At 55.4% G+C, this 23,900-nt stretch carries 23 protein-coding genes; 21 read left to right on the top strand and 2 right to left on the bottom strand.

Features of this window, described 5'->3' with window-relative positions:
• Position 1: 1 nt before the first annotated feature.
• From ACTJJ1_RS08775 to lpxO, 12 genes are all read left to right on the top strand, one after another.
• Positions 2–1,729, top strand: coding sequence for an SGNH/GDSL hydrolase family protein (locus tag ACTJJ1_RS08775; RefSeq protein WP_440833171.1), 1,728 nt, complete (start codon positions 2–4; stop codon positions 1,727–1,729).
• 11 nt (positions 1,730–1,740) lie between these two features.
• Entirely contained in the window at positions 1,741–2,511 is a 771-nt protein-coding gene (locus ACTJJ1_RS08770; RefSeq protein WP_440833169.1) for a hypothetical protein, read from the top strand.
• Positions 2,512–2,556: 45 nt separating this feature from the next.
• Positions 2,557–3,720, top strand: coding sequence for a phage tail protein (locus tag ACTJJ1_RS08765; RefSeq protein ID WP_440833167.1), 1,164 nt, complete (start codon positions 2,557–2,559; stop codon positions 3,718–3,720).
• 274 nt (positions 3,721–3,994) lie between these two features.
• Positions 3,995–5,164, top strand: coding sequence for a phage tail sheath protein (locus tag ACTJJ1_RS08760; RefSeq protein ID WP_440833165.1), 1,170 nt, complete (start codon positions 3,995–3,997; stop codon positions 5,162–5,164).
• 16 nt (positions 5,165–5,180) lie between these two features.
• Positions 5,181–5,699, top strand: a complete 519-nt coding sequence (locus ACTJJ1_RS08755) for a phage major tail tube protein (RefSeq protein ID WP_151416101.1) — start codon at positions 5,181–5,183, stop codon at positions 5,697–5,699.
• Positions 5,700–5,756: 57 nt separating this feature from the next.
• Positions 5,757–6,053 carry a phage tail assembly protein gene (locus ACTJJ1_RS08750; RefSeq protein WP_440833163.1) on the top strand — a complete coding sequence of 99 codons (297 nt, stop codon included), beginning with the start codon at positions 5,757–5,759 and terminating at the stop codon, positions 6,051–6,053.
• 32 nt (positions 6,054–6,085) lie between these two features.
• Complete coding sequence (locus tag ACTJJ1_RS08745) at positions 6,086–6,205, top strand: GpE family phage tail protein (protein ID WP_126501581.1); 120 nt, start codon at positions 6,086–6,088, stop codon at positions 6,203–6,205.
• Positions 6,198–8,645 carry a phage tail tape measure protein gene (locus tag ACTJJ1_RS08740; RefSeq protein WP_440833161.1) on the top strand — a complete coding sequence of 816 codons (2,448 nt, stop codon included), beginning with the start codon at positions 6,198–6,200 and terminating at the stop codon, positions 8,643–8,645. Before ACTJJ1_RS08745 ends, ACTJJ1_RS08740 begins: the two co-directional genes overlap by 8 nt.
• A 14-nt stretch (positions 8,646–8,659) precedes the next feature.
• The gene (locus ACTJJ1_RS08735) at positions 8,660–9,145 is read left to right on the top strand and encodes a phage tail protein (protein WP_262245071.1); all 486 of its coding nucleotides are present in this window, start codon (positions 8,660–8,662) and stop codon (positions 9,143–9,145) included.
• Positions 9,142–10,311 carry a phage late control D family protein gene (locus tag ACTJJ1_RS08730; RefSeq protein ID WP_440833159.1) on the top strand — a complete coding sequence of 390 codons (1,170 nt, stop codon included), beginning with the start codon at positions 9,142–9,144 and terminating at the stop codon, positions 10,309–10,311. Before ACTJJ1_RS08735 ends, ACTJJ1_RS08730 begins: the two co-directional genes overlap by 4 nt.
• A gap of 79 nt (positions 10,312–10,390) precedes the next feature.
• Complete coding sequence (locus ACTJJ1_RS08725) at positions 10,391–10,609, top strand: DNA-binding transcriptional regulator (protein ID WP_440833157.1); 219 nt, start codon at positions 10,391–10,393, stop codon at positions 10,607–10,609.
• A gap of 326 nt (positions 10,610–10,935) precedes the next feature.
• The gene (lpxO, locus tag ACTJJ1_RS08720; RefSeq protein WP_004945898.1) at positions 10,936–11,838 is read left to right on the top strand and encodes a lipid A hydroxylase LpxO; all 903 of its coding nucleotides are present in this window, start codon (positions 10,936–10,938) and stop codon (positions 11,836–11,838) included.
• Between the two features lie 57 nt (positions 11,839–11,895).
• Here lpxO and chaA read toward each other — a convergent pair whose 3' ends face one another.
• Together chaA and ACTJJ1_RS08710 are read right to left on the bottom strand one after the other, a co-directional pair.
• Positions 11,896–12,996, bottom strand: a complete 1,101-nt coding sequence (gene chaA / locus ACTJJ1_RS08715; protein WP_004945895.1) for a sodium-potassium/proton antiporter ChaA — start codon at positions 12,994–12,996, stop codon at positions 11,896–11,898.
• 372 nt (positions 12,997–13,368) lie between these two features.
• A complete protein-coding gene (locus ACTJJ1_RS08710) occupies positions 13,369–14,187 on the bottom strand; it encodes a siderophore-interacting protein (protein ID WP_020439233.1) in 819 nt (272 codons plus the stop codon).
• A gap of 130 nt (positions 14,188–14,317) precedes the next feature.
• On the opposite strand from ACTJJ1_RS08710, the gene chaB reads away from it, so the two are divergent.
• From chaB to ACTJJ1_RS08665, 9 genes are all read left to right on the top strand, one after another.
• Positions 14,318–14,545, top strand: a complete 228-nt coding sequence (gene chaB / locus ACTJJ1_RS08705; RefSeq protein WP_020439232.1) for a putative cation transport regulator ChaB — start codon at positions 14,318–14,320, stop codon at positions 14,543–14,545.
• A 260-nt stretch (positions 14,546–14,805) separates the two neighbouring features.
• Positions 14,806–15,501, top strand: coding sequence for a gamma-glutamylcyclotransferase (locus ACTJJ1_RS08700; RefSeq protein WP_006321352.1), 696 nt, complete (start codon positions 14,806–14,808; stop codon positions 15,499–15,501).
• 301 nt (positions 15,502–15,802) lie between these two features.
• Positions 15,803–16,756, top strand: coding sequence for an HTH-type transcriptional regulator Cbl (cbl, locus tag ACTJJ1_RS08695; protein WP_004945885.1), 954 nt, complete (start codon positions 15,803–15,805; stop codon positions 16,754–16,756).
• A 391-nt stretch (positions 16,757–17,147) separates the two neighbouring features.
• The gene (locus ACTJJ1_RS08690) at positions 17,148–18,716 is read left to right on the top strand and encodes an ABC transporter substrate-binding protein (protein ID WP_440833153.1); all 1,569 of its coding nucleotides are present in this window, start codon (positions 17,148–17,150) and stop codon (positions 18,714–18,716) included.
• Complete coding sequence (locus ACTJJ1_RS08685; RefSeq protein WP_004945876.1) at positions 18,716–19,768, top strand: ABC transporter permease; 1,053 nt, start codon at positions 18,716–18,718, stop codon at positions 19,766–19,768. The genes ACTJJ1_RS08690 and ACTJJ1_RS08685 overlap by 1 nt, the downstream gene beginning before the upstream one ends.
• Complete coding sequence (locus ACTJJ1_RS08680; RefSeq protein ID WP_004945872.1) at positions 19,765–20,634, top strand: ABC transporter permease; 870 nt, start codon at positions 19,765–19,767, stop codon at positions 20,632–20,634. Before ACTJJ1_RS08685 ends, ACTJJ1_RS08680 begins: the two co-directional genes overlap by 4 nt.
• Complete coding sequence (locus ACTJJ1_RS08675; RefSeq protein ID WP_006326077.1) at positions 20,624–21,466, top strand: ABC transporter ATP-binding protein; 843 nt, start codon at positions 20,624–20,626, stop codon at positions 21,464–21,466. The genes ACTJJ1_RS08680 and ACTJJ1_RS08675 overlap by 11 nt, the downstream gene beginning before the upstream one ends.
• Positions 21,463–22,134, top strand: a complete 672-nt coding sequence (locus ACTJJ1_RS08670; RefSeq protein ID WP_004945867.1) for an ABC transporter ATP-binding protein — start codon at positions 21,463–21,465, stop codon at positions 22,132–22,134. The genes ACTJJ1_RS08675 and ACTJJ1_RS08670 overlap by 4 nt, the downstream gene beginning before the upstream one ends.
• Positions 22,135–22,270: 136 nt before the next feature.
• The gene (locus ACTJJ1_RS08665) at positions 22,271–23,845 is read left to right on the top strand and encodes an ABC transporter substrate-binding protein (protein WP_421412801.1); all 1,575 of its coding nucleotides are present in this window, start codon (positions 22,271–22,273) and stop codon (positions 23,843–23,845) included.
• Positions 23,846–23,900 lie beyond the last annotated feature (55 nt).

The raw sequence follows: 23,900 nt of genomic DNA, 5'->3' as shown, positions 1-23,900 counted from the left end.
TATGACAAGAATTAGTGAGTATGCTCGCTGGGAAGAGGATATTTATCAAATCAAGCGAGAAGATGAGTTAACAGGCGGGCGTGACGGCGTTGCTAATATTCAGCCGTTGCAGCTCGCAAATCGCACTTCATTTCTACGGCAGGAGGTCGATGTAACTCAGTCAATGGTGATGGCTGAAATGCGTGTTTATGATTCAAAAGAAAAAGCACAAAGCGCCATTAATGACGGTGCGGAGAAAAGAAGGTACTTCCCGGTTAAAGGTGTTGGTATGACGTGGGCCGAGCGCTTTGAAAATATAAACGGAGTGGCGACGGCAACAGGGGAACGAATGCCTAATATGGCCTATGTGGAAGACGTTGAAAAAAGAATTCCAAAAGTAGATGCAAAACTTGTTGGTCGAATCCCTTTAATTGCAATAAATGATGAGGTGGTGTTGTGGCTTGTTGATGGCAGACTGGAGTCATTGTTCCTCGGTGATAATTTAATTAGTAGCCTTGGGCCGCGTACATTAATAATTAATGAGGACGTTAACCTTGCCGATAATGGACGAATACCTTTAATCCAAATTGGCGATGAGGTTGTGGCATGGTTGGAAAATGGGCGTTTTTGTACAATGGACTTGCAACTAGAAGGCCCTGACGCATTAAGCCCGCAGACAACGAAAAGGTTTTTGCCAACTTACAGCAGTGGCGAATCACTCTTTCGCTGGAAGGCTAAATGCGCAACGTTGGAAAATGGCGGAAATGTGACGGCGAAAATAGCATTTACCGGTGATAGCTGGACGGATTTCAGCACCATACCCCAACAATTTGCCAATGCATTATATGCAAAATATGGAAAATCCTCTGATGGCTGGGCCAGTGTCGCGGGTAACAATGCGCAGCGGAAAATGTACATGAACGATATGGGGTTAACACGCAGTGCAGGCTGGGTGAACTGGAGTATTGGTAGTCCAGAAACCACTCCTCCTCAGTTTGGTGGCGGCCCTGACGGTTATTGTATGCACACCAGCCTATCAAGCTGCTCTGCCACCTTGAGCGGCGCTGAAGGTACACAAATTGATATCTACCACCGCGACTCGGGAACATTCCGGTATCGCGTTGATGGTGGCGCATGGAATATCGTAACGACAAGTGAAACCAGCAAGACAGTTAAAACGTCAATTACCGGCCTTTCTGATGGGGTGCACTCCGTCGATATTGATACGGCGGGCAATACCTCCGAAGTGGCTATCTATGCATTTCGTCCCCACAGTCCGGGGAAAAAAGGAATTGAAGTATTGAAGGTTGGGCACGCTGGCGCACGCGGGTTGCATTACATGTACCAAGTCAGTCCATACATTAAGCCTTATGCAACCGACATTGATCCGGACGTAGTTGTCATCATTTTGGGCACGAATGATTACAGGCACGCAAACAGCAACACGGCGAACTATATCGACGGAATAGCTTCAATCATCGCAGCTTACAGGGCAGCTCATTCAGATGTCGGTATCATTCTGGTTGCGCCGGCAGACACGGACGGTTATTCGGTAAACGCTCCGTTGTCGGACTTTATCGCGGCTGCGCGCAAGTTTGCAGTACAAGCTGGTGTCGAATTTATTGACCTGCACGCGATGATGCCTAAATGGTCTGTTGGTCGAGGCCTTGGCATGTGGGAGGACTCATTACACATGAGTAATGCCGGGGCGCAATTCTTATTTAACATTGTTAAAGACAAACTGCTCTAAGGGGGCAATAGATGTTTTCTACGCTTAAACTCGTCGGGCCTTCTCAGGTGCAATATGGTTTCCCGAAATTTGGCAGCTTTATCGACCAAACACCAGAGCTTCCAATTGTGGATGAATTGGCAGGGCTTTATTATCTTCACGATGGCCCTAACAAATTAAAAAACTATGCGGATGAAACCAAGCCGTTGACAATGTTCGGTAGCCCTAATGCTGCTGATAATTTTTCATGGGTGAATCTGGCAAACCATTACGATACCGGAATTATTCTCCCAAAAGACTGGACGGCAATTGTTATTTCATCCATCGGCAACAATAAGACTGCCGACGGCGGCCTTGATCTTTCCAACTATGGAGCCGATGGGGACATATTGTCCGGTGATAGCCTTGGGGCAAATAACAACGGTACGAACATAACATTGTATGCAAACGTCAAAAGTGGGGAAAATCTTTCGATTAAGTCGGTAAATACGTCATATCCGGCTGAGACGCAATTTCAGGTTTATGCGGGGGTATTTAATGACCATCCGACATACAAAAAAATTAATGCGGTTACGGGTCAGATAACTTCGATTGCCGTCGATATGTCTGAAAGACAGCGTGTCGCCTCTCCTGCTCGCACGTTGAAAATTGGCGGTCATTACCGCACTGGAATTCTTACTGGGCTGCGCCGTGTTTCTCTTGTTGCTGTATTTTTAAAAACACTCTCTGACGACGAAATAAAACAGAATACGGACTATTTACGCCTGAAATGGGGTCCGGGGGCTGGGGTAATCTTGTCGTAAATGACCCGGTTAAAAATAATACAAACAGCATGAAGAGGTGCGGGCGTGGGTAGCAAAAAATTTATTGTTTTAACGACACATCTGGGTAACAGCAAGCTAGCCGCCGCTGCTGTATCCGGCGTACCGTTGAATATAGAAATGATGGCGGTGGGGGATGGAAATGGGCAGTTACCACAGCCTGCACCAGAGCAAACCGGACTGATAAACGAGCGGTATCGTGCCGAATTAAATCGCCTTTCAATTTCTGACCAGAGTGCTGAGGTCATTGAGGCTGAAATGATTATGCCTCCACAGATTGGCGGATTTTGGTTGCGTGAGGTCGCACTCTATGATGCAGACGGTGGGTGCATTGCGGTTGGTAATATGCCTGATACGTATAAACCTTTACTTTCTGAAGGTTCTGGACGTTATCAAGTTATTAGGATGCAGTTGCAAGTCAGCAATGCGGCATTAGTAGAAATGCTTGCTGATCCATCGGTGGTGCTGGCAACAAGCGAAGCTGTCAAAGCGGCAGAAGATGCAGCAAAAGACTATTCAGATGAGCAACTTGGTCAGCATGAAAGGTCGCGCAATCATCCTGATGCTACGCTGAAAGAAAAGGGGTTTACGCAGCTTAGCAGTGCAACGGATAGCGATAGCGAGGCGCTGGCCGCCACTCCGGCAGCGATTAAAAAGGCCATTGCGGCCGCTGTACGCGAGAGCTGGGAATTATCTAACCCCGTTGGCATCAGTCATTTCTTTTTTGCCAACGTCGACCCTAACGCCCGCTGGCCGTGGTCAAAGTGGGAGTATACCGGCGAGGGGAGGACGGTGCGCATTGCCAAGCGGGACGGCTCCAATGTGGGGCAAACCGGCGGCAGTGATACCACGACAATCAGCCGCGCAAATTTGCCCGCAGAAAAAATTAGCGTAAATGGCACGGCCCACGATACCGACCTCGGCACCAAGAGAACCAAGGCGGCCGGGGCGCACGTTCACCATGGCACGCCACAGCGTAATAGCAATTATGAGCTGGGCGGGAATAACCGTGTCTTCTTTGACCCGTATGCTGAAGGTGATACGGATGAGGCTGGTGAACATGACCACGAAATGGATCTCGGTCCACATGGCCATAATGTTACGGGGGAAACTGATGCGCTAGGGAGTGGGCAGGCTGTCAGCATTGTCGAGAGCCACGTACTGCAAATGTGTTGGCACCGCATCGCATAAAAAAATGGCCCGCATGTGCGGGCCGTTGTCTACCTGCGGCATTTCCCTGATGTTGCCGGATAGATAACGCCACCCTAACCGCTCCGGCTAAATTCCGTCCAATCGATTACATAGATCAATGCGTCGATATTGATCGGCCAAATCGATCGTCTTGTTTTTTCTCTCCCTCCCGTCTTTTTACTCCGTTGTCTGGTAGGCCATCCACCGGCCATCGCGTGCGCCTGCGCAAGCCCGGCGGCAAGCTAGGCACACCACCAACAACCGGAGTCACAATATGGGTGATTATCACCACGGCGTGCGCGTCGTCGAAATTAACGACGGTACGCGCGTCATTTCTACCGTATCGACGGCTGTCGTCGGCATGGTCTGCACCGGCAAAGATGCCGACCCCAAAGTTTTCCCGCTCAATACCCCGGTATTGATTACCGATGTGATTGCCGCTGCCGGTAAGGCCGGAAAGTCCGGCACGCTGGCGAATGCCTTGGCGGCCATCGGCGACCAGTGCAAGCCTGTAACGGTGGTTGTGCGCGTCGAAGAGGGCAAAGACGCAGCGGCAACAACGTCCAATATCATCGGCGGCGCGGATGAAAACGGCCGCTATACCGGCATGAAAGCCCTGCTTACTGCGCAGGCCGTCACCGGTGTAAAACCGCGCATTCTGGGCGTGCCGGGACTGGATACGCTGGAGGTGGCGACGGCGCTGGCCGGTATCTGTCAGCAGTTGCGCGCCTTTGGTTATATCAGTGCGTATGGCTGCAAAACCATTTCCGAGGCCATCGCCTACCGCGACAATTTCAGTCAGCGCGAGCTGATGCTCATCTGGCCGGATTTCCTCGCGTGGGATACCACCGGCAACGTCAGTGCCACTGCTTATGCCACGGCCCGCGCGCTGGGCCTGCGCGCAAAAATCGACACGGAAACCGGCTGGCATAAGACCCTGTCTAACGTCGGCGTCAACGGCGTGACCGGCATTTCCGCCAGCGTGTTCTGGGATTTACAGGCACCCGGCACCGATGCCGACTTGCTCAATGAGGCCGGGGTCACGACGCTGGTGCGCAAAGATGGTTTCCGCTTCTGGGGCAACCGCTCCTGTTCTGATGACCCGCTGTTCTTGTTTGAGAACTACACCCGCACCGCGCAGGTATTGGCTGACACCATGGCCGAAGCGCACATGTGGGCGGTGGATAAGCCGGTCACCGCCACGCTTATCCGCGACATTGTCGAAGGCATTAAAGCCAAATTCCGTGAGCTGAAATCTAATGGCTACATCATCGACGCCGATTGCTGGTACGACGAATCGGCCAACGACAAAGAGACCCTGAAGGCCGGGAAACTGTATATCGATTACGACTACACCCCGGTTCCCCCACTGGAAGACCTGACCCTGCGCCAGCGTATCACCGATAAATATCTGGTGAATCTGGCCGCTGGCGTCAACAGCTAAAAGGACACGTTAAACCATGGCACTCCCGCGCAAACTGAAGTACCTCAACCTGTTTAACGACGGCCTGAGCTATATGGGCGTGGTCAGCTCAGTGACTCTGCCGAAACTGACCCGCAAGCTGGAGAACTATCGCGGCGGCGGTATGAACGGCGCTGCCCCGGTGGATATGGGGCTGGACGATGACGCGTTGAGCGTCGAGTGGACTATCGGCGGTCTGCCAGATGACCAGCTCTGGGCACAATACGCCGCCTCAAGCTCGACGGCCGTGCCGCTGCGTTTTTGCGGTTCTTATCAGCGCGATGACACCGGCGACATTACGGCGGTGGAGATTGTGCTGCGTGGCCGTCACAAGGAATTTGATTTCGGCGACCAGAAACAGGGCGAGGACACCGAGACAAAAATCTCGACCCAATGCACCTATTTCAAGCTGACAGTCGACGGCAAAGAGCGCATCGAGGTCGACACCGTCAACATGATTGAGCGCGTGAACGGCGTCGACATGCTGGAACAGCACCGCCGCAACATCGGCCTGTAATCACCGGGCGGTCAGCGACGCTGGCCGCCATTCCCCATACTGAATTGAGAGAACACCATGAAAAACAAAAACACCGCCACCGAAAACCCGAACTTTGTGAAATTGGATACCCCCGTCAAGCGCGGTGAGACCTTTATCGATATGGTCACGCTGATTAAGCCCAATGCGGGCACGTTGCGCGGCGTAGGGCTAGCTTCGTTGGCGAACTCCGAAGTTGATGCGTTGATTAAGGTGCTGCCGCGCATGACGTACCCATCGCTGACCGAGAGCGAAGTTACAGCGCTGGACTTGCCTGACCTTGTGGCACTGGCCGGGAAGGTTATCGGTTTTTTGGCACCGAGTTCGGCACTGTAGATTTCCCGGCAGGCTTGTCGGTTGATGACCTGATGGCGGATATCGCGACGATTTTCCATTGGCCGCCGTCAGAGCTTTACCCGATGACACCGCAAGAACTCCTCAACTGGCGCGACAAAGCGCTCCAACGAAGCGGACAAACGAATGAGTAACAACGTCAAGTTGCAGGTGCTACTCAAAGCCGTTGACCAAGCGACACGCCCGTTTAAAAGCATCCAGACAGCGAGTAAATCGCTGTCTGCGGAAATCCGCGACACCCGGCAGAACCTGAAAGAATTGAATGCGCAGGCCGGGCGCGTTGAGGGGTTCCGCAAATCGAGCGCGCAGCTTGCTGTCACCGGTCAGGCGCTGGCAAAAGCTAAGCAGGAAGCCGCCGCGTTGGCGGTGCAGTTTAAAAATACCGAGAAGCCGACCCGCGCACAGGCGCAATTGATGGATGCAGCCAAACGCTCAGCGGCTGAGCTGCAACTCAAATATAACGGGCTGCGTCAGTCGGTGCAGCGTCAGCGCCAAGAGCTGGCGCAGGCCGGGATTAACACGCGTACCCTGGCCGCCGACGAGCGCCGCCTGAAATCCTCCCTCAGTGACACTACCGCGCAGCTCAACCGGCAGCGGGAGGCGTTATCGCGCGTCAGCCAGCAGCAGGCCAAACTCAGCGCCGTGTCCCAGCGTCATCAGGCCGGGAAGCAATTGGCGGGCAGTGTGGCCGGGGCCGGTGCTGCTGGCGTTGGTGCGGCGACAGTCGGGGGTTTTGCTGCAAGTAAACTCCTTACGCCGGGGTATGATTTTGCGCAAAAAAACTCTGAGTTGCAGGCCGTGCTCGGTGTGGCAAAAGACTCCGCCGATATGGTGGCGCTTCGCACGCAGGCGCGACAGCTTGGTGATAACACGGCCGCGTCAGCCGATGACGCAGCCGGGGCGCAAATCATCATTGCCAAAGCAGGCGGCGACAAAGACGCAATCACCGCAGCGACGCCGGTCACGCTCAATATGGCGCTGGCGAACCGTAAAACAATGGAGGAAAACGCCACCCTGCTGATGGGGGTAAAGTCGGCTTTCGGTCTGACAAACGACAAGGTTGCGCACATTGGTGACGTGATTTCCCAGACCATGAACAAGAGCGCGGCTGACTTTGAGGGCCTCAGCGACACCCTGACCTATGCCGCACCAGTGGCGAAAAATGCCGGTATCAGTGTTGAACAGACGGCAGCAATTGCCGGTGCGTTGGCCGATGCCAAAATCACCGGCTCTATGGCCGGTACGGGGAGCCGTGCGGTGATAACCCGGCTGCAAGCTCCGATGGGGCAAGCCAAGGATGCGCTCGGGGAGTTGGGCGTCAGAACATCTGACCGTAAAGGCAATATGCGGCCGTTATTTACCATCCTGAAGGAAATGCAAAAGAGCTTCGATAAAAACAAGCTCGGCACCGCTCAGCGCGCGGAATACATGAAAGTTATCTTCGGGGAAGAGGCTTCGTCGGCCGCTGCTGTGCTGATGGGCGATGCAGCTTCCGGCAAGCTTGACCGCTTGACCACGTTGCTCCAAGAGTCTGACGGTAAGACCGAGGCGCTGGTCAAAATCATGCAGGACAACCTCGGCGGGGACTTGAAAGAGCTTCAGTCAGCATATGAGGCCATCGGTATCGACCTGTATGACCAACTTGAAACGCCTTTCCGTGAGCTGACAAACCGCGCAACAAAGTTCCTGCTGAAAATTGACCTTTGGATCAAGGACAACAAAGAGCTGGCTGGGACTCTGGGGAAGATTGCCCTCGGTGGCCTTGCCGTTGTCGGCATTTTGGGGGCGATTGGCTTGGCGTCGTGGCCGGTCATCATGGGGATTAACGGAATCATTGCGGTAGCCGGTTTTATGGGTACCGCTTTCAGTGTAGCGGGCGGTGCCATCATGACGGCGTTAGGCGCGCTAACGTGGCCGATTGTGGCGATTGGCTTGGCCGTTGTGGCCGGGGTGCTGTTGATTCGCAAATACTGGCAACCTATTAGCGCCTTTTTCAGTGGGGTGATTCAGGGGGTTATGGAGGCGTTCGCGCCGGTTGGTGAGCTGTTTAAGCCGTTGAAACCTGTTTTCGACTGGCTCGGCGATAAGCTAAAGGCCGTCTGGCAGTGGTTTAAGGATTTAATCCAGCCAGTGGAGTCCACCAAAGAGACCCTCGATAGCTGCAAAAACGCGGGGCTGGCTTTTGGCCGGGGGTTGGCTGATGTGCTCGGTCTACCACTAAAAGCATTCAATAAACTGCGACAGGGCATTGATTGGGTGCTGGAAAAGCTTGGCGTCATCAATTCCGAATCCAGCGACCTCGACAAAAAAGTGCAGAAGGCCAATGACTATGCCAACGGCGCGAACGGGCGCGGTTATTCCCCCTCCGGTGGTTTGCTGACAGGTGGTTATGCCCCGGTTACGGCCGGGGGTGGCAAGTCCTATGTTGATAACAGCGTCAACAATTTCCACGTCGGCAGTAACCATCCCGGCGGTGTCAGCGGGGCAGAAACCAAGCGGATGTTGCTGGAAGTGGTGGAAGAACGGGAGCGTAAACGCCGTGCAGCGCAGCGCTCAAATATGGCGACGGATTAAAGGAGGGTGTGCTGATGATGCTAATTCTTGGGCTGTTTGTGTTCCAGTTGCAGACCGTGCCGTATCAAACACTGGCACGCTCGGTGGATTATCGCTGGCCGTCAAACAGCCGCGTCGGCCAGCGGCCGGCCCTGCAATTTCTCGGCGTCAATGAGGAGAAAATAACGCTATCCGGCGTCCTGCTGCCTGAAATTACCGGCGGTAAAATCTCGATGCAACTGCTTGATGCGATGGCCGCCGAGGGTAAAGCGTGGCCGTTGCTGGAAGGCACTGGCACCATTTACGGGATGTTTGTCGTGAACAGCGTCAGTGAAACCCGCACGGAATTTTTCTCCACTGGTAGCGCCAGGCGCATAGAGTTCACGCTCACGCTTACCCGCGTGGATGAGTCATTTACTGCGATGTATGGCGATTTGCAGGCACAGGCTGAGGGGATGCTCGGTCAGATGAGCGAGCTATCGGCCAAGGCCGGGAACGCCGTGGGAGGACTGTTCCAATGATTACCGGGATGACATTGGATGCCGGGGCAACCATCGCCCCGGCGTTTATGCTCAAAATGGGTGATAAGGATATCACTCACAACATCAGTGACCGCCTGCACTCCCTGACGCTGTCGGACAACCGCGGATTTGAAGCTGACCAGTTGGATATTGAGCTTGATGACGCCGACGGTCAGGTCATGATGCCAAATCGGGGCGCAGTGCTGACGCTCCACCTTGGCTGGCAGGGTGCGCCATTGTTCAACAAGGGCAGTTTTACTGTTGATGAGATTGAGCACCGGGGCGCGCCGGACATGCTGACCATTCGCGCCCGCTCCGCTGATTTTCGAGGGTCGCTCAATTCCCGACGTGAAGAGTCTTATCATGACACCATGCTCGGCGCTGTGATTGGCAAAATTGCCGAGAGGAACAAACTGACCGCCAGCGTAGCGAAAGGGCTGGCGGAGATTAAAGTCCCGCATATTGACCAGTCGCAGGAGTCTGACGTCAAGTTCCTGACACGCCTCGCCACACGTAACGGGGCGGAAGTATCGATAAAAGCCGGACGGTTGTTATTTATCAGGGCCGGGAATGGTGTGACCGCCAGCGGCAAGCCTATCCCACAGATGACCATTGAGCGGCGTGACGGTGACCGGCATCAGTTTGCCATTGCAGACCGGGCAGCATATACCGGCGTTACGGCGAAATGGCTGCATACCAAAGACCCGAAGCCGCAAAAACAGCAGGTAAAACTCAAGCGTAAACCGAAGCCGCAGCATCTGCGTGCGCTGCAACATCCAAAGGCTAAGCCGGTTGCTGTCAAGGAAGCCGCAGCCAAGCCGAAAGAGGAACGCGAAGGGGAATACATGACCGGCGAGGCTGATAATGTGTTTGCTATCACCACGATTTACGCCAGTAGGGCACAGGCGATGCGTGCTGCGCTGGCGAAGTGGGATAAGTTGCAACGCGGTGTTGCTGAGTTTTCAATCACCCTCGCGATGGGGCGCGCGGATTTATACCCGGAAACGCCGGTTAAGGTGAAAGGGTTTAAGCGCGTCATAGACGAGCAGGAATGGACAATCACTAAGGTGACCCATTTGCTCAGTGATGGCGGCTACACGACGACGCTAGAGCTTGAGGTGAAGCTTTCCAATGTAGAGTACGAGGAGGAAATTGCGCAGGAATGAATTGGTAATAATTAATTGATATTAAAGGAAAAAAGTCTAAAATCACTTTATCAATATTGAATGGTGGAGGTGATAAATTATGTTTCATTGCAATATCTGCGGAACTGCTGCACATGCTCGTTCAAGCCGTTATCTCAGCGAGAATACCAAGGAACGTTACCACCAGTGCCAGAACATCAATTGCAGTCATACATTCGTCACCATGGAAACCATTGAACGCACAATTATGAAGCCCGGCCATGTGGTGCCGGTAATGCCGCATCCAAATCACTACGGCCAGCAAAGTATGTTGATGTAGTTAAATCGCAGAAGCCCCGGAAATCCGGGGCTTTTTTCGAAGTGTGGTCAATGCGTGGACACGCTTAGAAATAAATCCTTTTATTTCAAATGACTAAAGTATCTTTGCTAGGCCGCTTCGGCGGCCTTTTTTCATTTCTGCCGCTAATCCCCGCCCGCCAATTCTGTATGTAAATTATTGTAGGGTTTTGTATGGATTTTCGTTGCGTTAGCGTTAATGATTAATGGTGTTCCAAATTGGCGCCAGCCTTTACCTGGCAAACGGAAGTAGTTGCGTTGTGCGCCGGTTTGGCGCACAGGTGTTGGGCTTCTCACAGCGGTTCAGTCATGAAATATATTATTTTAATTTTATTTATTTTATGTGTGGTCTATATCCATTATCGCGGCCGGGTGCGTTATACCTTCTGGCGGCAGCTTTCCGATCATTCCACTTTCACCGCGCCACTGAACGTTTTTATGTACTTGTTCTCGCGCGCGCCGATAACGCCTTATCTGCAACCGGAGCAATTTCCCGAACTGGCGGTACTGCGGGATAATTGGCAAACCATTCGCGACGAAGGGCAGCAGTTGATGGCGATCCAGCAAATTAAAGCTTCGGATCAATTCAACGATGCCGGCTTCAACTCGTTTTTCAAAACCGGTTGGAAGCGTTTTTATTTGAAATGGTATGAAGACAACCATCCATCGGCGATGAGCCTGTGCCCACAGACCACCGCGCTGCTGCGCAGCCTGCCTTCGGTCAAGGCGGCGATGTTTGCCGAACTGCCGGACGGCAGCCGCCTGCCGCGCCACCGTGACCCCTACGCCGGTTCGCTGCGTTACCATCTGGGGTTGATTACGCCCAATGACGATCGCTGTTTTATTGAAGTCGACGGCGAACGTTACAGCTGGCGTGACGGAGAAGGGGTGATGTTTGATGAAACCTATCTGCATTACGCCGAAAACCAGAGCGGGCAAAACCGGTTGATTCTGTTTTGCGATATTGAGCGGCCGATGCGTTATCGCTGGGCGCAGAGCGTCAACCACTGGCTGGGGCGTAATCTGATGAGCGCGGCCACTGCGCCAAACGAAGAGGGCGATCGCACCGGCGGCGTTAACAAGCTGTTCAAGTACATTTATGCGGTGCGCAAAGTGGGGAAACGGCTAAAGGCGTGGAACCGCACCGGTTATTACATCATTAAATGGATTCTGTTTGGCGGGATCGCGGCGGGCATTTTCTTCGCGGTATAAATCCTGGCGGTACAAGGCGGTATAAGAAGAGGGGCGCAGAGTGCGCCCCTCGGTCATTCAGGAAAAGATGGTCATCATGTAGGCGGCAAACAGCGCCAGATGCGCGGTACCGTTCAGCACGTTGGTGCGCCCGGTGGAGAACGACAGCTGGCACAGCAGCAATACCGTCAACATCACCACGATATGCGGCGTCTGCAGGCCGAAGATCAGCGTCTGGCCGGTGAGGGTGGCGATGATGGTTACCGCCGGCACCGTCAGGGAAATGGTCGCCAATACCGAGCCGAAGAACAGGTTCATGGCGCGCTGAACCTGATTGTTCAACACGGCGCGCAGGGCGCCCAGACCTTCCGGCGACAGGATCAGCAGCGCCACCAGGAAGCCGGTAAACTGCGCCGGGGCATTCACTTTGGTCAGCAAACCTTCCAACGGGTTGGCGTTGAATTTGGTCACCGCGATCACCGCAATCAGATGCACGACCAGCCAGCCCGCATGCCAGGCACTGCTGTGTGAGGAAGGCTTGCCGTGGTGCGGGTCGCCGTCGTCATCTTCATGCTCGTACACGAACAGGCTCTGGTGGGTTTTGGTCTGGATCACCAGGAACACGCCATACATGGCGGCAGAAATCACTGCGACCAACAGTGCCTGACCGGTGCTGAAGTTACCCCCCGGCAGCGCACTCGGGAACACCAGAACGATGATCGCCAGCGGGAAAATCGCCATCAAATACTGTTTGATGCCGCCGAGGTTAACGTACTGGGTAGCGAATTTGCGCCCGCCGAGCAGCAGCGCAACGCCTACCAGGCCGGCGGTGACGATCATGATGATGGAATAAAGCGTATCGCGCATCAGCGCTGGGGCCGCGTCGCCGGTCGCCATCAGCGCTGAAATCAGGCTCACTTCCAGAATAACCACCGACAGGCTGAGGATCAGCGAGCCGTAGGGTTCCCCCAAACGATGAGCCAGCACGTCCGCATGGCGCACCACGCTAAAGGCGCTGCTGAGAATACCTATCAGGGCGATGATGTTAATGCCGACGATCAAGGGAAAGTTGCTGGTGCTGCCCCACAGATTCAGGACTACCAGGGCGGCGATCGGGAAAATCAGCGAGTACTCGGTGTGGCGGGATTTGGATCGGCCAGGATCGTGTTGCGACTTCATTTTGATGGTACTCCTTCTCAAATAGCGTGGACCCGTCATCGCTGACTGCCGCAGTACGGCAACTCGCGTATCCAGAATGTTTACCCGCCGCCTTTCGCGCTGCTGCATTGTTGGCCGCAGTTTGAAATCCATTGGGCATATTTATATTTAATAATAATAGGATACACCCGGTGTCTTGTGTCGGGTAATGATGTGATGTTGTGTTACTCGAAAAAGCAATTGCTTGCTTTGTGTGACAAGGTTAACAAAAAAACCGCATCGGATGCGGTTTTATTTACTTACTTTTACGTAGTGGGATTAATTTTTCGCATCAATGGCGCATAAATTGCATTTATACACGCATTGTATGGTTAATAAAGGGAAAAATTCCGATTAGTCGTCAATGTTATCCATGATTTCATGCCGTTTATTATGATAACCCTCTTCATTTAACCCTTCACGCCAGTAAGGTACGGCATAAAGCTGATTACGGTCACATTGACGATCGCGGCGCAGGTAGCGGCGCAGTTCGACCACCAGGCGATCTTCACCCGCCAGCCAGAACTGGGTGGCGGCCTGCGGCAAGGGCAATGCGCAAAATTGGGTTATCAGCTCCGGCGTTTTTTCGGTGCCGCCGATAATCCAATTCAGCTCGACGCCGGCAGGTTTTTTCAGGCTGATAACGTCGGCGGCAGTATCCACGCGGATAAAAGCATGGCCTTCGCTGCTCGCCGGCAGCTGTTCCAATAACGCCGCCAGCGCGGGTAAAGATGAAGGATCGCCGGCCAGGCAGTAGAAATCGGCCGGCGGCAGCATCGGTTTGGGGCCGCCAGGGTTGCTGATGCCAATTTTATCGCCCGCTTTAGCCTGGCGCGCAAAGTTTACCGCCGGGCCGCTATGGTCGTGGATGGCGAATTCGATGTCGATTTCGGCCAGTTCCGGGCGTACGGCGCGCACCGAATAGGTGCGAATAATCGGGCGTACCGCGTCCGCTGCCCAAACCGGGCCGTTAGCGGTCAAGGTTGGGAGGTCCGGTTGCCGTTGGCCTGCGAGCGGCAGGAAAACCTTGATGTGCGCGGCAGCGGCTTGCGCCGGGTAATAGCGCAGGTCTGGCGCGCTAAAGGTGATGCGACGCAGGTGCGGCGTAATGTCACGGACAGCGGCGACTTCAATCAGGTAAGGCGCGCGTGAGCGGGGGGCATCGGTATTCACGGTGATCTCCTTATGTTCGTTTGGCGCCGAGTATATCATGTCATTTGATAATGAGAATCGTTTGCTGGTTGAGGCGGCAGGCGGTATTGACTAGGCTTAGAGATTAATACGTCGTTACGGGAGAGAAATGATGCCCTATAACAGCAAAAGCGCCTTACCCGACAATGTGAAAAATGTGCTGCCGGATCATGCACAAGAGATCTATAAAGAAGCGTTTAATAGCGCCTGGGATCAATATCGGGACCCTGATGACCGTCGCGGCGATGACAGCCGTGAAGAAACGGCGCATAAAGTCGCCTGGGCGGCGGTGAAGCAGACCTACCGCAAAGGCGACGACGACCGTTGGCACAAAAAGTAACCTTAAAACCCGGCTGCGGGTGCCGGGAAAATCACAATATCTGCATAGCTAAGCATGCAATTAATATTATTGCTCTCGCGTACAAATACTTTTTCACTTTATCTACGTTTTGAAACTTGATTGCGGATCGAGAAAAGAATAAGGTCATTATTATCGTGGAGTGACTATTGAATTAATAAAATTCCGCATCCAATAAATAAAAATTCCAGAGATCGCAGTGGCAGGGAGTATGAGTCGCCTATTCCCAGGAGGTTGTTAAGGTGTTAACGCGAGATTTTCTGCAAAAGGCAGATTGCAAAACAGCATTCGGCACAATTGAGGAGTCGCTGTTACTGACATCAGAGCAGCGTGCGGCCTCGCTGAATTGTACTTTATCCCGTCGTCCGGATAACAGCCCGGTGTGGGTATTCGGTTATGGCTCGCTGATGTGGAACCCGGTATTCGAATCCGAAGAGGTGCGTCCGGCCACGCTGCAGGGGTGGCACCGTGCGTTTTGCCTGCGGTTAACCGCCGGGCGCGGCACCTTGCATCAGCCGGGGCGCATGCTGGCGCTGAAAGAGGGCGGCCATACTACCGGGCTGGCGTTCCGCTTGCCGGAAGAGAAGCTGCGCGAAGAGCTGGAACTGCTGTGGAAACGCGAAATGGTGACCGGCTGTTACCTGCCGACCTGGTGCGATCTCCAGCTTGCCGATGGCGAAGTGGTCACCGCGCTGGTATTCGTGATGAATCCGCAACACCCGCTGTTTGAAGAAGACACCAGCCATCAGGTGATAGCGCCTCTGATAGCCAGCGCCAGCGGGCCGTTGGGCACTAATGCCCAATACCTGTTTGCACTGGATAACGAGCTGAAAAACCACGGCATGAAGGACGACTGCATCGGCGATTTGGTCAACTATGTGCAGCAGTGGTTGCAGCAGAACACGTCTGGCCCTATTGGCGGTGAAGCGACCGCCTGATTCTTTCAGCCGAAACATCCTTTCCAAACGGGCTCTGCGTGCAGGGCCTTTTTATATATAACCAATGCCTATATTTAATAACTTTATTTCGCCGGAATATTTAATCCATAATAATTAAGTGGTTTTATATGTCGTTAATTTTAAAGCTTTTCGTTATTTTATCTCGAAGAAACAGTTAATTCACGGCCGTGAAAAATCCACTTAGCATTAAAATGCATAAGTAAAGGTTATTTCTTATTTGTTCCCTCCCGCCAGACTCAGTATCACTGTCGTTAACACTATTGCTCGACAGGGGGAAGGGATGAACTTTCAACAACTAAAAATTATTCGTGAATCGGCGCGTTGCAACTACAACCTGACCGAGGTCGCCAACACGTTATTTACCTCGCAATCTGGGGTTAGCCGTCATATTCGTGAGTTGGAAGAAGAACTGGGCATTGAGATATTTATCCGCCGCGGGAAGCGTTTATTGGGCATGACCGAACCGGGTAAAGAATTGCTGGTGGTGGCTGAACGTATCCTGAATGATGCCAATAATATCCGCCGCCTGGCAGACGTATTCAGCAGCAACGACTCCGGCCAACTGCATATCGCTACGACTCATACTCAGGCACGTTACAGCCTGCCGGGGGTGATTAAAGAGTTTCGCGCGTTATATCCGCGGGTGAGAGTGGTGCTGAACCAGGGCAGCCCGGAGGAAATTGTCGCCATGCTGGCTTCCGGCGAAGCCGATATCGGTATTGCCAGCGAACGCTTGATGAGCGACGAATCGCTGGCGGCATTTCCCTACTACCGCTGGCATCACACCATACTGGTGCCGGAAGGGCATGAACTGACCCGCCAGCCGCAGGTCACGCTGGAGATGCTCAGCACGTTGCCGCTGATCACTTACCGGCAGGGCATTACCGGCCGCTCAAGGCTGGACGCCGCTTTCAAGGCCGCCGGCCTGACGCCGGATATCGCTCTGAGCGCGCAGGATTCCGACGTGATTAAAACTTATGTCGAGTTGGGGCTGGGGGTCGGCGTATTGGCGGATATGTCGTACGAGAAAGAGCGCGACCACGGCCTGGTCAGCCTCAATGCCGAGCATCTGTTCGAACCCAATACCGTGTGGCTGGGGTTGAAACGCAGCCAGTTACAACGTAACTATGCCTGGCGATTTATCCAGCTGTGCAACCCGACGCTGTCGCTGACCGAAATCAAGGACAAGGTATTCTCCTCACAGTTGGATGCGGTGATCGATTACCAGATTTAACCTGGCGATGAACATAAAAAGCCGGGCAGATTGCCCGGCGATAATAGAGGACCCTAAAGCGGCTTTTTCAATAACTTGCTGGCCAGACGGCGTTTACCTTCTCCCATTTGATCATCCCCGGCCTTGACTGGCCGCACGCTAATCGCAGGCAAAGGGCAACGCAAAACGTTGTTTTTGCATAGGCGTATCCTCACGCAAGAGAAGTCATTAGCGACAAAATTTGCGCATGCCATTGCGGGCAACGGCGCAGAACTTAGCCTGCTTAATAATCAAAACCTCATCTATAGATATAAAAAGAATATCTATAGTTATTTAAGTACCTTCGCCTGCCGAATGCACTCACTTACACTCGCGAAATTACTATAAATTCCATCCGGTTGGAGAGTTTCTGATGAAAGCGTTCGTTCCTTCTTTGCTATTTTTGGCCGTAGCGGCCAGTTTCAACACGCAGGCGGCGACCCCGGCGAATACGTTGGTGATTGCCCAGTCAATCGATGACGTTGTCAGCTTTGACCCTGCCCAGGGTTTTGAATTAACCACGGTGCAATCGTTCAACAGCCTGTATCAGCGTTTGATCCAGTCGGATCCGCAGAACCCTATCGACCTCCAGCCTACGCTGGCCAGCGAATGGCAGGCGGGCAGCGATAACCGCAGCCTAACCTTCAGCCTGCGGCCGGACGCCAAATTCTCCAGTGGCAACCCGTTGCGCCCGGAGGACGTGATCTTCTCGCTATCAAGGGTGGTGAAGCTGAACCTGGAACCGTCATTTATCCTCACCCAACTGGGTTGGAACGCTAAAAACGTCGACCAGCACCTGAGCAAGGTGGACGACCACAAGGTGAAAATAAGCTGGAGCGAAAACGTCAGCCCGGCGTTCGTGCTCAGCCTGCTGTCGGCGCCGGTATCGTCGATTGTCGATGCCAAAGAAGCGCTGGCGCACCAGCAGGGCGATGATTTGGGGCATCAGTGGCTGAACAGCCATTCCGCCGGCAGCGGCCCGTATAAAATCCGCACCTATGTGCCGCATGAAGTGGTGGTGCTGGATGCCAATCCGACCTCACCGGAAGGCGCGCCAACGCTGAAAACCGTCTTGATCAAGAACGTGCCGGATCCTGCTGCGCGCCGCTTGCTGCTGGAGCAGGGCGACGCCGATATTGCGCGCAACCTGGGCGCAGATCAGATGGCGGCGCTGAAAGACAAGCCGGGCGTAAAACCGCTGGCCATCCCTTACGCGTCACTCTACTTCCTGCAGTTCAACGCCAAGGCATCACCGGCACTGAGCAATCCGGCGTTCTGGGAAGCGGCGCGCTGGCTGTTCGACTATAACGGCATTGCCAACGATCTGCTGAAAGGCCAGTTCCAGAACCATCAGGCTTTCCTGCCGGAAGGGTATCTGGGGGCGTTGAAGGACCGGCCGTACAGTTTTAATCCGCAAAAAGCCAAAGAAATCCTGGCGAAAGCCGGCCTGAAAAACGTCAGCTTTAAGCTGGACGTCAACAACCAGCCGCCGTACCTGGATATCGCCCAGGCGCTGCAGGCCAGTTTCGCCCAGGGTGGCGTGAAAGTGGATCTGGTGCCGGGGCTTAGCGCTCAGGTGTCCACCAAGGTCAAAACCCTGAACTATGACGCGGTTCTGACCTCGTGGGGGCCTGATTATTTTGACCCGAACACCAACGCCGCTGCTTTCGCTTATAACCCGGAAGACGGCAGCAAAACCCTGGCCTGGCGCGCCAACTGGCAAATTCCCGCGCTGAATAAGCTGACGCTGGCGGCCACGGCGGAGAATGACACCGCCAAACGGGTGGCGGATTACCAACAGTTGCAGAAATCCGTTCAGCAAAGCTCGCCATTTGTTATCGGCTTGCAGGCGCGCAGCCTGATCGCCGTGCGTGACAATCTGAAAGGCTACGTGCAGGGCATCAACCCCGACATGGTGTTCTACAGCAAGGTCAGCAAGTAATGACAACCCGTTCTTCCTCTGCCGGGTTCGCCCGGCACAGCTGGCGCTGGGGCCGCAGGCTGTTGACCGGCGTGCTGTCCCTGGCGCTGACGCTGCTTGGCCTGTTGCTGTTCACCTTTATGCTCTCTCACCTGGCGCCGATCGACCCCACGTTGCAAATTGCCGGCGATCACGCCAGCGAAGCCACTTACGCCCAGGTGCGCCACGATTTGGGGCTGGATCAGCCGCTGCCGGTGCAGTTCTGGCGCTATCTGGTGCATCTGGCGCACGGCGACATGGGAATATCCCGCATCACCTCGCAGCCGGTGCTGAGCGATCTGTTGCGCACCTTCCCGGCCACGGTAGAACTGGCCACTTGCGCCATTATCCTCGGCGCCCTCGGCGGCATTACGCTGGCGTTTCTGGCGGTGCTCAAACCGGGCAGTTGGCTGGATAACGCGGCGCGGCTGCTGTCGCTGATAGGCTATTCGGTACCGATCTTCTGGCTCAGCCTGCTGGGCCTGCTGCTGTTTTACGCCACGCTGCATTGGTCGGCGGGGCCGGGACGGCTGGATGATATCTACCTTTACAGCATGGAGCCGCGCAGCGGATTTGTGCTGATTGATAGCTGGCTGTCCGGCGATCGCGAGATGTTTTACAACGCCATCAGCCACCTGTGGCTGCCGGTGGTGGCGTTGGCGCTGTTGTCGATGGCGGGCATCACCCGGCTGCTGCGCGCGGCGATGCTGGAAGAGTGCAACAAAGAGTACGTCACTCTGGCGCGTTCCAAAGGCGCCAGCCGCGTGCGCATTCTGTTGCGTCACGTGTTTCCCAACGTGCTCGGCACGCTGATCACCGTTTTGTCGCTTTCCTACGCCAGCCTGCTCGAAGGCGCGGTACTGACCGAAACGGTGTTCGCCTGGCCGGGCGTCGGACGTTACCTGACCACCGCGCTGTTTGCCGCCGATACGCCGGCCATTCTTGGCGCTACGCTGCTGATCGGCACCTGTTTCGTGGTGCTTAACGCACTGGCCGACGCACTGACTTATTTAGTGGACCCGCGAACCCGATGAGCCAATACCTTTCCGAACATGAGCCCCAGGGCGCACCGGCGACCGGCTACCGCGCCCGCCGTCGCCTGACGACGTTGACGATTGGCGCGACGCTGGTGGCGATCTTGATCCTGACCGCGCTGTTGGCCCCGTGGCTGGCACCCTTCGACCCCAATCTGCAACACATTGAGTTGCGCCTGCTGCCGCCTTCCTCCGGCCATTGGCTGGGCACCGACGGTTTTGGCCGCGACTTGCTGTCGCGGGTGATTTACGGTGCCCGCCCGACGCTGATTCTGGTGTCCCTGATCCTGTTGCTGACCATTCCTATTGGCCTGCTGGTGGGCATCAGCGCCGGTTATCTCGGCGGTTGGGCGGAGCGTATTTTGATGCGCGTGACCGATATTTTTCTGTCGCTGCCCAGCCTGGTGATTGCGCTGGCGTTTGTCGCGGTGCTTGGCCCCGGGTTGATGAACGGCGCGCTGGCGCTGGCGTTGACCAGTTGGCCTTCTTTCGCCCGTCAGGCGCGGGCGGAAACCCTGGCGTTGCGTCGCAGTGACTATCTGGCGGCGGCACGCATGCAGGGCATTGGCGGCCTGCGGCTGATGGCCGGCCATATTTTGCCGCTGTGTCTGCCGAGCGCGGTCGTTCGCGCTGCGCTGAGCCTGGGCGGGATTATCCTGTCCGCCGCCGGTTTGGGTTTTCTCGGCATGGGCGTTGCGCCGCCAACCGCCGAATGGGGGTCCATGGTGGCCGAGGGCAGTAAAGTGATTTTCGATCAGTGGTGGGTGGCCGCCGTGCCGGGCGGGGCGATCCTGTTCGCCAGCCTGGCTTTTAACCTGCTGGGCGATGGCCTGCGCGATAAAATGGATCCTCGTCATGGGCATTGATAACCGCTTATTAATCGCCGACCGGCTGTCGGTGCTGCTGCCGGCGCCACAGCCGGTTGCGCTGGTAAAAGAGATTTCTTTCAGCATGGGGCAGGAGCGGCTGGCGCTGGTCGGCGAATCCGGTTCCGGCAAATCCTTGACCGCCCGGGCGCTGATGGGGCTATTGCCCCCGCCTCTGCAAGTGCGGGCGCAGCGCCTGACGTTAGGCGGGGATGAACTGACGCAACTGAACGAGCGTCAGTGGAACCGCCTGCGTGGCACAAAAGTGGCGATGGTGATGCAGGATCCCAAGCATGCGCTGAACCCCACTCAGCCGATTGGCAAGCAGGTGGAGGAACCGCTGTTGCTGCACACTCGCCTGGGCCGGGCCGAACGGCGGGAAAAGGTGCTGGACATGCTGGCGGCGGTAGGCTTGCCTGACCCGACGGCGTTGCGTCAGCGCTACCCGCATCAGCTTTCCGGCGGCATGGGGCAGCGGGTGATGCTGGCGATTGCGCTGATTAACGATCCGCAGTTGCTGATTGCCGATGAACCGACTTCCGCACTGGATCACCAGATGCGCGATCAGGTGCTGCAACTGATCGAAAATCTGGTGGAGCAGCGCAATATGGGGCTGATTCTGATTAGTCACGATTTGCAGCAGGTGGCGCACTACTGCGAACGGGTACTGGTGATGTACAAGGGCGAACTGCTGGATCAACTGCCGGCCGACCAGTTGGCCGCGGCGACGCATCCTTACACCCGCACGCTATGGTCGTGCCGGCCGAGCCGGGAAACTCACGGCAAACCCCTGCCGGTATTGGATCGCGCGCTGCTGGAGGCGCTGAAATGAGCCTGATTACTTTGGAAAATCTCAACGTCAGTCACCGTCAGGGCCATGAATTGCGCAGGGTGGTGCATGACGTCAATCTGCATATCGAACAAGGTGAATGCTTCGGGCTGGTCGGCCCCTCGGGCTGCGGTAAATCCTCGTTGCTGTGGGTGCTGGCCGGGTTGAACGAGAACTGGAGCGGCGGTTTCCGGCTGCTGGGCCAGGAGCTGAAGCCCGGCCGGCCGTTCACCGGCACGCTGCGGCGTGAGGTGCAGATGGTGTTTCAGGACCCTTATGCGTCGTTGCACCCCAAGCACCGGCTGTTGCGCACGCTGGCGGAGCCGTTGAAGTTGCTGAAAGAGCGCGATATCGAGCAGAAAATCAGCGCCGGTTTTCGGCAGGTAGGGTTAGACCCTCGCTTGCTGGATCGCTATCCGCACCAGCTTTCCGGCGGCCAGCGCCAGCGGGTAGCGATAGTGCGGGCGCTGCTGCTAAAACCGAAACTGCTGCTGTTGGACGAGCCGACGTCGGCGCTGGACATGTCGGTACAGGCTGAAATCCTCAACCTGCTCAACGACCTGAAGCAGGCGGGTGATCTGACCATGATCCTGGTCAGCCACGATGCCGACGTCATCGACCATATGTGCGATCGCTCGGTGGCGATGGCGCACGGCCGGCTGGTGAATTGAAGCAATACCCGCCGTGGCTCCGGCGGGTATATTCATCTATGTAATAAATAAAGCAATTTTTAGTTGTTCTTCTTATAAGTTCATCCCCCTACACTCGAAAAATAACGCATCCGCGTGATTGATGGAGAGTGCAGCAATGAAACGTCTCATCCCAACCTTAGTGTTCAGCGCCCTGGCAGCAAGCCTCGGCGCGCAGGCCGCCACTCCGCAAGATACGCTGGTCGTGGTCAGTTCGCTCGAAGGGATCATCAGCCTCGATCCGGCCGAGAGTTTTGAAACCGTCAGCTCGGCCAACCTGGTCAATCTGTACCAGCGCCTGCTGGCACCCGATCGTGAAACGCCGGAAAAGCTGGCACCGGAACTGGCCAGCGGCTGGCAGGCGGGGGCGGACGGTCACAGCCTGATTTTTACCCTGCATGATAACCAGCGCTTTGCCTCCGGCAATCCGGTACGGCCGGAAGACGTGATCTTCTCGCTGGTGCGTGCGGTGAAACTGAACAAGGCGCCGTCGTTTATTCTCGGCGAATTCGGCTGGACGCCGGACAACGTCGAAAGCCAGTTGAAAAAACTCAACGACAACCAGTTGCAACTGAGCTGGCCGGCGAATATCGGCAGCGAACTGGCGTTGCGGTTGCTGACCGCACCGGTGGCGTCGATTGTCGATGAGAAGCTGCTGAGCGAACACAGCCAGGCGGGGGATTTCGGCAATGCCTGGCTGCGTTCGAACTCCGCCGGTGCCGGCCCTTACCGGGTCAGCAACTATGTGCCGCACGAGGCGCTGTTGTTCAGCCGTAACGATTACGCCCAACCCAAAGCGCAGTTGAAAACGGTGTTGCTGAAGAACGTCAGCGACGCCGGCACCCGCCGCCTGCTGCTGCTGAAAGGCGACGCCGACGTGGCCTATGATTTGGGGGCCGATCAGTTCAACTCGTTGCGCAATGAAAAGGGCGTGCGTATTGAGCAGCATGATTCGGCAAAGGTGTATTACCTCGGTTTCAATACCGGCAACAAACAGCAACCGGCGCTGAGCAATCCGGCGCTATGGCAGGCGGCGCGCTGGCTGGTCGATTACCAATCCATCGCGAAAGATCTGCTGAAAGGGCAATACCGCGTTCATCAGGCTTTTCTGCCGGTCGGCCTGGACGGCGCCGTCTCGGACCAGCCGTTCAAACTTGACGTGGCAAAGGCCAGGCAGATTTTGCATGACGCCGGTATCGCTGAAGGCACGCGCATCGATTTGATCGTCATTAACCAACCGCCGTATACCGATATCGCCCAGGCGCTGCAGGCCAGCTTCGCCAAGGCCGGTTTGCAACTCGATATTCACCCGGTGGTAGAAAGCGATCTGTGGGGCAAGATGCGCGGTCGCGATTTCCAGGCGATCTTCACCTATTGGGGCGCCGACTATCTGGACCCGAACACCAACGCCAGCACCTTTGCTTACAACGTGCCGAACGGCCCGAAAACCCTGGCCTGGCGCACCCAATGGACGATACCGGCGCTGAGTGCGGAAACCCGTGCGGCGGCGGCAGAAAGCGATGGGGTAAAACGCGCCGCGCGCTACGCAGCCTTGCAGCATGAAGTGCAGGCCAGCTCGCCGTACGTCGTCGCGTTGCAAGGGCAAACGCTGGTGGCGCTGCGCGACAACATCAAGGGCGCCACGCTGAATATCGCCAACAGCATGCTTTATCTGGATCGCGTGAGTAAGTAAGGCTACGGCACGGCTTTTGCAAGATCTGCCTATTTACCGTAACGGGGATCCTGTC

It is taken from the genome of Serratia sp. 22264 (genome assembly GCF_052045345.1).
Taxonomy (GTDB): Bacteria; Pseudomonadota; Gammaproteobacteria; order Enterobacterales; family Enterobacteriaceae; genus Serratia; species Serratia plymuthica.
The sequence above is the reverse complement of the archived record's forward strand: the minus strand, read 5'-3'. Positions and strand labels throughout refer to the sequence as shown.